Source organism: Siccirubricoccus phaeus (assembly GCF_008360935.1).
Taxonomy (GTDB): domain Bacteria; phylum Pseudomonadota; class Alphaproteobacteria; order Acetobacterales; family Acetobacteraceae; genus Siccirubricoccus; species Siccirubricoccus phaeus.
In genome coordinates this window covers 58,119-69,440 of sequence record NZ_SRXO01000031.1, presented here as the reverse complement: position 1 = coordinate 69,440, position 11,322 = coordinate 58,119, and the positions used below count along the sequence as shown (strand labels likewise).

The following is an 11,322-nucleotide window of genomic DNA, read 5'->3' as shown; positions in this document are numbered from 1 at the left end:
CCTCGCCTGACCCCGATCCGCCTCGCCCACCGAACAACTCCAACCCGCATCACATTGGAACGGCTACCAAGCCCAGACGAATCGCGCCTATAGACCACGCAACGAAAAATGAGGGGATTCCTGAGGGGCAAAGCCCCTCTCGATCACTGCGTATAGGTCAACCTCGGCAGCCACGTCGCCATCCCCGGAAACGCGATCAGCAGCCCCGTCATCACCACCATCGCCAGGAAGAACGGCACCGTCCCCGCGAAGACCTGGGCGATCGTCCCTTCCTTCCGCACCGCCTGGATGACGTAGAGCGTCATCCCCACCGGCGGCGAGATCAGCGAGATCTCGCACATCAGCACGATGAACACCCCGAACCACACCGGGTCGATCCCCGCCGCCATGATAACCGGGAACACCACCGGCACCGTGCCCACCAGCATCGGCAGCGTCTCGAAGAAGATGCCGAGCAGCAGGTAGAACACCGTCAGCGCCAGGATCAACTCCGTCTGCGTCGCGTTGAGCTGGGCGACGAAGGCGCCCAGCGCCGGCGTCACCCCCAGCAGCCCCAGCACGAAATTCAGGTAGAAGGCGATGGCGAGGATGAGCAGGCTCATCGCCGTCAGGCTGGCCGTCGCCACGAAGCAGTCATGCAGCATGCGGATGGAAAGCCGTCCGTACAGCGCCGCGATCGGCAGCGCCGCCAGCACCGCCAGCGCCGCGCTTTCCGTCACCGTCGCCCAGCCGGTGTAGATGCTGCCCATGATGATGGCGAAGATCACCAGCGGCGGCAGCAGATCCACCAGCCGCCGCAGCCGCACCGCCAGCCGGTCCACCACCTCCTGCTGCCGCACCAGCCCGGGCCGCACCAGCGCGATCAGCACGATGGTCGCCATGAACAGCGCCGTCATGACGATGCCCGGCACCACCGCCCCGGCATAAAGCTGCCCGACCGAGGTATTGGTCATGGCGCCATAGACGATCAGCGCGATCCCCGGCGGGATGAGGTTGCCGAGCGACGCCCCGGCGGCGATGGACCCCAGCACCAGGCGCTCATCGTATTTCCGCGTCCGGAAGCTCGGCAGCGCCACCGTGGCGACGGTCGCCGCGGTGGCGACGGAGGAGCCGGAGACGGCGGAGAAAATGGCCGAGGCCCCGACATTGGTGTGGAGCAAGCCCCCCGGCAGGATGTTCAGCCAATCCGCCAGGGACCGGTACAGCCTATCGGTGCTGCCGCTCCGCACCAGGATCTCGCCGAGCAGGATGTAGAGCGGGATGGAGAGCAGCACATAGTCCTCCATCGAGGCCCAGAGCTGAGTCCCCAGCGCCTCCACCAGCGCCGGCGAGAGGTAGAGCGAGGCCCCCAGCACCGCGACCAGGAACAGCGAGGTCGCCACATGCAGCCCGAGAAAGAGCAGGACCACCAGGATGCCGAAGCCGATCGCGGCTTCCCCGACGCCGATCATGGCGCGATCTCCCCACTCGCCTTGCGGGCCAAGTCATCACTTGCGGCGCGGGCCAAGCCATCGCCCGCGCGGCGGACCAAGCCGTCACCCGCTGTGCGGGCCGGGTCGTCCCGTGCATCGCGGGCCAAATGGCCTTCCGCGTCGGGGGCCAGCGCGGCATCCCCCACGCCGCGGGCCATGATGGCGCTGGCCTCCGTCGCCACCTCCTCCTCCAGGGTCAGCGGCCCGTAGAGCCGGTTCACCCGCCGCCAATCCGTCGCCAGCAGCAGCGTGGCATGCGCGGCGAAGGCGCCGGCGGCGATGGCGAAGGCCACCAGCCCCGCCAGCCAGAAGCTCTGCGGCAGCCAGAGCGGGGTCTGCAACGGGGAGTTGGCATGGCTCTGGAATTCCAGGCTTTCCTCCAGCACCGCCCAGCCGCGCCAGGCGCCGTAGATGGCCAGGGCCGCCAGCAGCAGATAGGCCAGCGCATTCAGCACCGCCCGCACCGGCCCCGGCATATGGCCCAGCAGGAAATCCACGCGGGTATGGGACTTCACCACCAGCGCATAGGCGAAGCTGAGCGTCGAGAAGACCGCCAGGGTGTAGGCGCCGATCTCATCCACCCCCTGCAGCGAGACGGCGAGGAATTTCCGGCAGAATATCTCCACCACCGTCAGGGCGGAGAGCCCCATCAGCCACCAGCCGCCAAGGATCGCGATCCAGCGCGCCGGCGGCTCCAGCCAGCGCGCCACCGGGTTCTCGCCCATCATGCCGGCAGCCCCGAAAGCGCGCGCCAATGTGCGGCGATGTCCCGCCGCCGCGCGATCCAGACGCCCGGCTGGCGGGTGACGTAGTCCAGCAGCAGCTCCAGCCCGCGGATTCGCCCGGGCCGGCCGATGGTGCGCAGATGCAGCCCGACGGACATCATCTTCGGGCTGCTCCGCGCCTCCCGCATCAGCCAGTCGAAGGCGCCGATGCAGTAATCGGAGAAATCGGAGGGCTGCACGAAGCCCTGGCCGGGGGCGAAGCGCATGTCGTTGGTGTCGAAGGCATAGGGCAGCACGACATGCGGCCGGCCGGCCACCTCTACCAGCCGCGGCAGGTCGTCGTCATAGGCGTCCGAATCGTAGAGGAAGCCGCCTTCCTCCACCAGCAGCCGGCGGGTGTTCACCGAGGAGGCGGATTTGGTGTGCCAGCCCACCGGCCGCGTCCCGGCCTGCGCCGCCAGTACCGCCACGGTCTGCGCGATCACCGCCCGCTCGGTCGCCTCTTGCATGCCGGCATGGGATTCCCAGCGCCAGCCATGCGCGCTCACCTCATGCCCGCCCGCCGCCGGCGCCGCGGCCAGCGCCGGCGTCACCGCGACGGCGCGGCCACAGCAGGAAAACGTCGCCTTCACCCCGTAGCCGTCCAGCAGATCCATCACCCGCCACAGCGCGACGCGGGAGCCATAGGCGAAATGCGTCTCCATGCAGGGGTCGGGATGGCCCTCGACCAATTGCCTTGTCTCCGGCACCGCCTCGTTGCGCTCGTCGCCGCTGGCGATGGAGAGCTCCGCCCCCTCTTCCACATTCACCACGAAGGAAAGGGCCAGCCGCGCGCCATCCGGCCAGCGCGGATCGGGCGGGGTGCGGCCATAGCCGGCCAGGTCGCGCGAGGCGGGCGGCATGCCGCCGGGGATGCTCATCTGTCTGCTCTGCTCCGGGCGGATGCGGTCGGCGGCGGGGTGGTCGCCCAATGCGGGCCGACGAAATGGCAAGCCATGTGCCAGGGGGATGTGCCAAGGGGATGTGCTATGGGATGTGCAGGGGGATGGGCCAGGGGAGGAGGGCGGCTGGAACCGGTGCGAGGCATCGGCCGCCCGCCCTTTGGCGGATTTCTGCGCAGCCTGCCGAAAGCCAGGGCAGGGGAAGTGCCGGAACCTGGCCCGTGGCGGCCTGAGGGCCTAGTTCGAAAGGGGGCCGGGCAGCGGAATCGGCAAGGGACTTTGCGTCCTGGCCAGGGGTCGCGTCGCGGCTGCGACGGTGCAGGCCGATGCCGGTGGCTCCGCCCTCTGCACTCCCGCCGGGGCCAGGACCTGGCTCCCGACCCCGGTCCGAGTTTCAGACCCGGCGGTTCGACCTACAGCCTCAGGGCGGGGCCCGGGGGGAAGCTCCTCTCGCCGGCGGGGGCTGGAGGCGCTGCGTCCAAGGGACGGCGCCCCCATCTCATCACGCCGTCTCCGCATCGGCGCATTGCGCCCGCAGCCTTGCCATCGCCTCGTCCAGCGCCAGCAGCGATTCACCGGCGACGGCCAGCACCGCCTCCCGCAGCGCCAGCCTTTCCAGCGGCGGCAGCCCCGCCGCGCTCTCCTGCAACTGCCTTGCGCTGGTCGCCAGTCGCGTGGCGCCGAGCGTCGCCGCCGCCCCCACCAGCCGGTGCGCCGCCGGCACCATCGCCTGCTCCGCCGGTGCTTCCGGCATGGCGGCTCCCAGCGCGGCGGCGGCCAGGCGGATTTCGCTGATGAATTCCGGCGCGAGCCGCAGCGCCGTCCTGGCATCCAGCCCCGGCAGCGCCAGGGCGGTGCTGTTGCGCTGGGTCAGCAGCGGCAATTGCCGGAAATCCACCGCGGCGGGCCGCGCCGGCGGCGCCTCCAGCGGCGTCTCCGCCGCGGTCAGCCGGTCCAGCGCCGCCAGCAGGGAATCCCGCTCGATCGGCTTCGCCAGATGCGCATCCATGCCGGCGGCAAGGCAGGCGGCGACATCCTCGGCAAAGGCGCTGGCGGTGAGGGCCAGGACCGGCACCCGCCCCCGCGAGCCCGGCAGCGCGCGGATCCGTCGCGTCGCCTCCAGCCCGTCCAGCACCGGCATCATCACATCCATCAGCACGGCGTCGAAGCGCCGCCCCTCATGGCCTTCCTGCACCGCCTCCAGCGCCTGGGCGCCATCCGCCACGCAATGCGCCCGATGCCCGGCGGATTCCAGCAGCGCCCGGGCGACGGCGAGGTTGGCCGGCACGTCATCGGCCACCAGGACGGTCAGCGGGCGCCGCCGTGGCAGCGCCTCGGCACCGGCCGGCGCCGCCGGCAGCCCGGCCGCCACCGGCCGCACCGGCACCTCGAACCAGAAGGCGGAGCCGCGGCCTTCCGGATTCTCGCTGCAGCCGATGCGGCCCTCCATCTGCGCCACGATGCCGGCGGCGATGGCGAGGCCGAGCCCGCTGCCGCCCATCCGGCTGCCGCGCTCGAGCTGGACGAAATCGCCGAACACCGCCGCCCGCTCCGCCTCCGGCACGCCGGGGCCCTGGTCGCGGACCTCGAAATGCACCGGCATGCGGCCATCCGGGCCGGGCGGGCCGGCGCGCCGCGCCTCCAGCGTCACCTCGCCGCCCTCGGGGGAGAATTTCACCGCATTGGAGAGCAGGTTGAGGATCGCCTGCTGCAGCCGGGTGCGGTCGGTCTCCACCTGGGCCGGCAGCTCCGGCGCGGCGAGGACGCGGAGGATGGCGGCTTTCTCCTCGGCGGCCGGGCGGATGAGGGCGGCGCAGCCCTCCAGCACCTCCCGCAGCGGGGCGGGGGCGGGCCGCAGCTCCAGCCGTCCGGCCTCGATCCGCGCCAAGTCCAGCACGTCATTCGCCACCGCCACCAGATGCCGCCCGGCGGCTTCCAGGGTACGGGCACGGGCGCGCTGCTCGCCGGTCAGCGCCGGGTCCCGCGCCAGGGCCTGGGCGAGGCCCAGCACGCCGTTCAGCGGGGTGCGCAGCTCATGGCTCATCCGCGCCAGGAAGCGGGATTTCGCCTCGGTCGCCGCCGCCGCCTGGTCGCGCGCCAAAGCGAGATCCGCGATGGCGCATTTCAGCGCGGTGATCTCGGTGCGGATGCCCACCGTGCCGCCATCCGGCGTGCTGCGCTCCGTCACCATGATCCAGCGGCCATCCGGCAGCAGCCGTTCCATGCTGGGGTGGTTGCCGCGGCGCCAGGCGGCCATCTCGGCCACGAATTCCTCGATATCGGCGGTCGCGACCTGCGGGTACTGGCCGCGCCGCGCCCCCTCCCGCATGATGTCCTCGAAATGCGCGCCGGGCAGGATGAAGGGCGCGCTGATGGCGTAGAGGTCGCGGAAGCGCTGGTTGCAGATCACCAGCCGGTCTGTCGCATCGTACATGACGAAGCCGTCCGGCATGGTCTCGATGGCGCTTTCCAGCACGGCGCGCGCCTGGGCCCGCTCCGCCTCCACCTTCTCCCGCTGCCGCAGCGCCAGGGTCAGCGCCAGGGCCAGCAGCAGCAGCATGGCCGCCGTGCCGGCGGCGGCGCCGAGCACCCGCCGGCGGTCCAGGTTGAAGGTGGCGAAGGCATCCTCCAGCGCGTAGCTGACCGAGATATGGACGTTCTTGTAGAGGGTGAGGCGGCCGGCGGCGAAGCTGCCCTGGCCCGGCGCTACGCCATGCATCACCAGCACGCTGCCATCATAGGGCAGGCCAGTACCGGTCTCGGCCAGCCGGCGGCCCATCAGCAGCTCGTCATGCGGCAGGCGGAGCAGCATGGTGCCGTCCTCCCGCTCCAGGCTGATGACGATTCCAGGCACTTCGCCGACCGGGCCGAGCAGGGTGGTGACCAGGGTCAGCGGCACCTCGGCGACGGCGATCAGCGGTCCGAGTTCGGACAGCGTGACGGCGCGCAGCAGGAACAGCGCCCATTCCCCCGTCAGCGGGTTGCGTGCCGGCCCGCTGATGACGGCGGCGCCGAGCTGCAGCGCCTCCGCCAGATGCTCCGGCTCGATGGGCAATTCGCGGTTGCGGGAGGCGGGCAGGGCGGAGGCCCAGGGGCGGCCGTCCGGGCGCACCAGCACCAGGTCGCGGAAATTGAAGTTCTGGAAATTCAGCTCCCGCAGCACACGGGCTGCGGCAGCCTGGTCCATCGCCGGATCGCTGCGCATCTGGCGAAGGATGGCGGGCAGCCCCGCCAGCATGCCGTCCACGGCGAGGAATTGGCGGTTCACGGTGCTTTCCGCCACCCGGGCGATGCGCTGCACCGTCTGCCGCGCATTCTCCTCCGCCGTCGCATGCATCCGGCCGAGCAATAGGGCGGTGCCGAGGCCGAGCCCGGCCAGCATCAGCGCCGTGGCGGCGGCGATGGCCTGGCGGAGGCGGCGGGCCTGCATGTTCAGTGCGTCGCGGCGCGCAGGCCGCGCACCGGGGCGATGTAGCGGTTCCAGGCCTCCGCGCAATCCGGGCCGCAGCGCTGGATCCACATGGGCAGCACCGTGTCGCGCAGCAATTGGGCGCGCAGCGCACGGTCGGCCGCGCTGTCCTCCACGACGGTCATGCGGCCGCGGCGGCCGCCGCGGCAGGCCTCGCCGCCGGCGTTGCAGAGCAGGCCGTCCTCCGTCTCCCGCGCCGCCGCCTGCCAGATCTCCTCCTGCAGCTCGCGCAGCCCGGCCTGCAGCTTCGCCTGCAGCTCCGGCGAGATGCGTGCCCAGGCGGTCTGGTTGGCGGCGAAGAGGGAGATGCCCCAGGTGATCGCGACCCGGGAGACATGGGTGGTAATCTCATGCAGCCCGATGGTGTTGCCGGAGAGGGTGCCGGTGATGGCGCATTCGGCGATGCCGGCGCGCATGGCGCTGACGATCTCGGCGAAGGGCAGCAGGATGGGAATGCCGCCAAGGCCGGTCACCAGCTCCGCCTGGGCGACGGAGGAGACGCGGATGCGCCGCCCGGCCAGGTCGCCGAGGCCGCTGAAGGCCCGCTGGCAGAACATGACCTGCGCCGGGTAGGTGTAGATGGCGAGCAATTCCACATTGTAGCGGTTGCGCAGCAGCATCTTGATGCGCGGTTCGTAGAGCGCGACCGTCTCCCGCAGCGTCGCCTGGTCCGGGCTCATCACCGGCAGGTCGATGGCGTTCAGCTCCGGCTCGTCGGCCGCGGAGAGGCCGAGCAGGGCGGTAGCGAAGGGCACCACGCCGAGGCGGAGCAATTGCAGGGTTTCCTGCCCGCGTACCCCGCTGCGGTCGAAGGGGGCGATCTCGCCGCGGATGCGCCCGCCGGTGATCTCCGGCACCTTGGAGGTCCAGAAGGGGGCCTCGAAGCTGACATACTGGCTGACGCCGGCCAGGCCGCCGAGGACCTTCACGGTGATCGGCTCCGCCTCCCCTTCCGCCCCCGCGGCCGGGGTGCCGAACAGGCAGGCGAGCAGGAGGAGGAGCGGGCGCCAGGACAGGTGGTGCCTGGCGGCGGGGGGCATGGCGGCTTGGCGCGGCATGCTGTCACCCTCACCCGGACCGGGGAGCCCGTGGCGCGGCGCTTCTTCCGCCGCCGGACGGAAGGGCCCTGGCGCTGCCGCTGCCGCATGCCCGGCCCCGGCGGCCTTGCCCCAGGCCGCCGGACAGCGGCTGAAGCCTTGCCCTGCCATGCCCGTTCTCCCCACCCCTTTCGGCCCGGGTCGGGGTCTGCCCTGCCGCCGCCCGGGCGTCAGCCCGGCCGCGCGGCAGCCCTGTCGCCTCCCCGGCCACGCTTCCGGATGCACTATGACACAAACCGTGGCGGGGAAGACCGCCGAACTTGCCGCCACCGTCGCGGCACGGGGCCGGGCAGCCCGGGGCGAGGGGGGGCAGCTACTCCATCCGCTTTCATCGACCGGATCATCGCGGATCTCCGCGCCGGGGCGAAGGGGGCCGGGGGCGGCGCCGGGGCGAAGGGCAGGGCATGCCGCCCCCGGCTGGGCCCGCCGCCCCGGCCTTCAGCCCCGCGGGGTCCAGACGGGCGGGGCCTCGCTGCCCGTCTGGGCGGTGATGCGGCCATAGGCTTCCGGCCGGCGGTGACGGGCGAAGTCGAAGATCGTCTTCCGCCCCAGCTCGCACATGCCGAGATCGCAGTCGGCGACGATCAGCTCATCCCCCCAGGAGGTCGCCTGGGCCATGATCTCGCCCTGCGGGTTGACGATGATGGAATGGCCGAACAGCTCATGCCCGTCCTCCACCCCCGCCTTGGCGACGCCGGCGGCGAAGCAGGCATTCTGGTAGCAGCCCGCCTGGATGGAGAGATGGCTGTGGAAGACGCGCAAATGATGCGCCTCGAAGCCCCGATTCTCCATGTTCAGGCTGGGCGTGTTGTAGCCGAGCATGACCAGCTCCACCTGCTGCAGCCCGAGCACGCGCCAGGCTTCCGGCCAGCGGCGGTCATTGCAGATCAGCATGCCGATATTGACCTGATTGGCGCCGATGGGCGCGCGCACCACCAGGAAGCCGAGATCGCCCACCTCGAAATAGCGCTTCTCCAGATGCTGCACGCGGCGCTGCGGATCGAACTCCCGGTGCCCGGGGAGGTGCACCTTGCGGTATTTCAGCGCGATCTCGCCCGAAGGGTGGACATAGACCGCGGTGTTGAAGCGGCGGCCCTCCGGCGTCTTCTCGGCATAGCCGAGATGGAAGCCGATGCCGTATTTGCGTGCGGCCTCGAAGAGCGGGGCGGTGGTGTTGGAGGGGAGGGCGGTCTCGTACCAATGATCCGCCTTCGCCAGGTCTTCCTCGTACCAGCGAGGGAAGAAGGTGGTCAGGGCGAGTTCGGGAAAGACCACCACCTCGGCGCCACGCCGATGCGCGGTTTCCATGAGGCGGACCATGCGGCCCACCGCCACCTCGCGGCCTTCCGCCTTCTGGATGGGGCCGAGCTGGGCAGCGGCGAGGACGAGGCGGCGGGACATGCGGGGCACTCCGATGGTGGCGGCGGCAGTGCTCGCATCCGGCGGGGGCGAGGGCAAGCGGGGCCGGGCGGCGCCGGCCCGGTGGGGTTGACAAGGTGCTGGCGCATTTCGGCAGGCTCGACATCCTGGGCAACAATGCGGCGATCGCCGTGCAGGGCGGGCCGGTGGACGATCCCGATTTCGGCACGGTCAATCTCGATCGCCGGTGGCAGATCAACGTCCCGGGCGCGGTGGCGACCACGCGGGCGGCAGCGCCGGGGCTGCCGGATGGCGGCCGGATCATCTTCGTCGGCTCCCTGCCGGGCAGCCGCGTCCCGTTCCCCGGCGTCGCCGACTATGCGGGAACCAGGGCGGCGGCCGCCGGCCATGCCCGGGGCGTCGTCTGCAATCCCGGCGGGTGCAACATCACGGTGAACCTCTTCCGGCCCGGCATCATGCCGGGCGACACGAGCGTGAGCCCGTATTGCTCTAGAGGAAGATTTCCGGCGTTATCTCGACGGCCTCGATCACCGCGCGGAATTTCCCCTCGCAGAACAGCCGGACCTCCACCTGGGGCATCTCCTGGTCGGAGCCGAAAGGCAGCACCACCGGCCCGCCGGCGGCATCCAGCGCCCTGGCGTCGATGCTGCAATGGGCGAGGATCTGGCTGCCGATCCCCGCCGCCACATCCATGCGCGCCTGGCCGTACAGGTAGGGCTCCCGCGCGAAATGGATGCGCGCCGTGTAATGCCCGGGCGGCAGGGTGACGTAAGGCCCGTACAGGCCGGTGCCGACCTCGCTGCCGGCGATCTCGATGGTGTCGCCGACGCGCCGGCCGATCTGGGTGTTGATGCGCGGATCGGCGCCGGTGGCGCGGAACACCGGCTGGCCCGGCGGCCGCGCTTCCCAGAGCGTCATCCAGCCCGGGTCGCGGCAGGGCAGCTTGAAGCCGAACCAGCCGGCCTGCTGCAGCGCCTGGCGGAAATAGTCCTCGCGGAAGCCCAGCTCCAGCCAGCCATTCTTGCGGATGGCCCAGAGCGAATTGCCGTCCAGCCGCAGCCCCCAGGGCATGGGGAAATCGGGCGTGATCGGCTCCCCGGCGAAGAAGATGCGTGCCTCCGGCGCCAGCGCGGCCCGCAGCGCCCGCAGCAGGCGCAGATGGTCGGCGCAATGATGGAAGCATTCGAAGAACAGCGCCGCGTCGAAGCGGTGGGGGGCGCGTTCCACCCAGGTGAAGTCGTCGTTGACGACCTCGATCTCCAGCCCTTCCTGCGCCGCGCGGCGGCGGATCAGCTCGCAGAAGCGGGGCTCGATATCCACCGCCGTCACCCGGTGGCCGAGCTTCGCCAGCATCAGCGTCGTATGGCCCCAGCCGGGGCCGAATTCGATCACCCGCGCGCCCGGCGGCAGCGCCATGGCACGCAGCAGGGCGCCGATGGCCATGAAATACTCCCCCGTCGTCACCCCGCTTCGGGTGGAGAAGGGGAAGGGGCGGCGCAGCGCGGCCTCGATGTTGAAGCTGGTGACCTCGTTGCTGGTCTCGTAGGGCCGCTCGGCAATGCCGCGATAGAGGGCAAGCTGCGCCTGGCGGTAGTCCTCGGTGAAGGGATCGGCCGGCAGGTCCCGCGGCGGCGCCATGCAGAAGGTGCCGAAGACGGCCCGCATGGCGTCGTCCGAGATGGCCTCGGCGCGGTTGCACTCCGCGATCTTGTCGTCGAGTTCCCGGAGCGTCGTGAGGATCTGCATGCGGTCTTCCCGGCGGGGCGAGGATGGGGCGAGGGGGGGCGGGAACTCTAGGCTGCGTGGGCGCCTGCGCCAATCGCCGCTGGCGAGGGGCGCCGTGGCGGTCTCCCGTCAGGGGTGGCTCCGGAGCATGGCGGCGGGGCGGGAACCTGCCTTGGCGCCGCGGTGTCGGGGAGGGCCTTGCCCTCCCCGAGCCCCTCCCACCGAAGGCCGAAGGGCCTTTGGAAACCTCGGGTCAGATCCTCACTGCCGAGGTCGGCGACATACGGCTTCAGCTCCCTGTACCGGTCCCGCCAGTGGCGGGCGTAGCGGTCGCGGCCTGGAATGGACCGGATATCCGCGTCCTCCAGCGTCCGGACCCGCAATCGCTGGCGCAGCAGCGTCGGATCCCGCCGGCTCTGCCGCACACCTCACAGAGTTCGAACATGCAGGCCTCAGGTCGAGCGCAAGAGTGCCAAGCCCAGGCCCCAAAAATACATGCGCCTGCCGTCCCGC

The 11,322-nt window shown here is 71.1% G+C and carries 7 protein-coding genes and 1 pseudogene; 1 reads left to right on the top strand and 7 read right to left on the bottom strand.

Annotated features, from left to right (window positions below; translation table 11 throughout):
- Positions 1–143: 143 nt before the first annotated feature.
- The 6 genes from E5N76_RS27405 to E5N76_RS27380 all read right to left on the bottom strand — a co-directional run bounded on the left by E5N76_RS27405 (position 144) and on the right by E5N76_RS27380 (position 9,105).
- On the bottom strand, positions 144–1,451 hold the full coding sequence (locus E5N76_RS27405; protein ID WP_149541162.1) for a TRAP transporter large permease: 1,308 nt from the start codon (positions 1,449–1,451) through the stop codon (positions 144–146).
- Entirely contained in the window at positions 1,448–2,200 is a 753-nt protein-coding gene (locus tag E5N76_RS27400) for a TRAP transporter small permease subunit (RefSeq protein ID WP_149541161.1), read from the bottom strand. Before E5N76_RS27400 ends, E5N76_RS27405 begins: the two co-directional genes overlap by 4 nt.
- Positions 2,197–3,117, bottom strand: a complete 921-nt coding sequence (locus E5N76_RS27395) for a polysaccharide deacetylase family protein (protein WP_149541160.1) — start codon at positions 3,115–3,117, stop codon at positions 2,197–2,199. The genes E5N76_RS27400 and E5N76_RS27395 overlap by 4 nt, the downstream gene beginning before the upstream one ends.
- A gap of 523 nt (positions 3,118–3,640) precedes the next feature.
- Positions 3,641–6,568, bottom strand: a complete 2,928-nt coding sequence (locus E5N76_RS27390; protein WP_149541159.1) for a PAS-domain containing protein — start codon at positions 6,566–6,568, stop codon at positions 3,641–3,643.
- A gap of 2 nt (positions 6,569–6,570) precedes the next feature.
- Entirely contained in the window at positions 6,571–7,665 is a 1,095-nt protein-coding gene (locus E5N76_RS27385; protein ID WP_149541158.1) for a TRAP transporter substrate-binding protein, read from the bottom strand.
- Positions 7,666–8,142: 477 nt separating this feature from the next.
- On the bottom strand, positions 8,143–9,105 hold the full coding sequence (locus tag E5N76_RS27380; RefSeq protein WP_149541157.1) for an N-carbamoyl-D-amino-acid hydrolase: 963 nt from the start codon (positions 9,103–9,105) through the stop codon (positions 8,143–8,145).
- Between the two features lie 95 nt (positions 9,106–9,200).
- Between E5N76_RS27380 and E5N76_RS31425 the strand changes: the two are divergent.
- A pseudogene (locus tag E5N76_RS31425) lies at positions 9,201–9,533 on the top strand (SDR family NAD(P)-dependent oxidoreductase); the annotation flags it as partial.
- A 40-nt stretch (positions 9,534–9,573) separates the two neighbouring features.
- On the opposite strand, the gene E5N76_RS30150 reads toward E5N76_RS31425, so the two are convergent.
- On the bottom strand, positions 9,574–10,830 hold the full coding sequence (locus E5N76_RS30150) for a class I SAM-dependent methyltransferase (protein ID WP_149541156.1): 1,257 nt from the start codon (positions 10,828–10,830) through the stop codon (positions 9,574–9,576).
- Positions 10,831–11,322 lie beyond the last annotated feature (492 nt).

Excerpts from the sequence above, each read along its gene's own strand:
- E5N76_RS27405 (WP_149541162.1), bottom strand. The coding sequence starts at position 1,451 with ATGATCGGCGTCGGGGAAGCCGCGATCGGCTTCGGCATCCTGGTGGTC.
- E5N76_RS27400 (WP_149541161.1), bottom strand. The coding sequence starts at position 2,200 with ATGATGGGCGAGAACCCGGTGGCGCGCTGGCTGGAGCCGCCGGCGCGC.
- E5N76_RS27395 (WP_149541160.1), bottom strand. The coding sequence starts at position 3,117 with ATGAGCATCCCCGGCGGCATGCCGCCCGCCTCGCGCGACCTGGCCGGC.
- E5N76_RS27390 (WP_149541159.1), bottom strand. The coding sequence starts at position 6,568 with ATGCAGGCCCGCCGCCTCCGCCAGGCCATCGCCGCCGCCACGGCGCTG.
- E5N76_RS27385 (WP_149541158.1), bottom strand. The coding sequence starts at position 7,665 with ATGCCGCGCCAAGCCGCCATGCCCCCCGCCGCCAGGCACCACCTGTCC.
- E5N76_RS27380 (WP_149541157.1), bottom strand. The coding sequence starts at position 9,105 with ATGTCCCGCCGCCTCGTCCTCGCCGCTGCCCAGCTCGGCCCCATCCAG.
- E5N76_RS30150 (WP_149541156.1), bottom strand. The coding sequence starts at position 10,830 with ATGCAGATCCTCACGACGCTCCGGGAACTCGACGACAAGATCGCGGAG.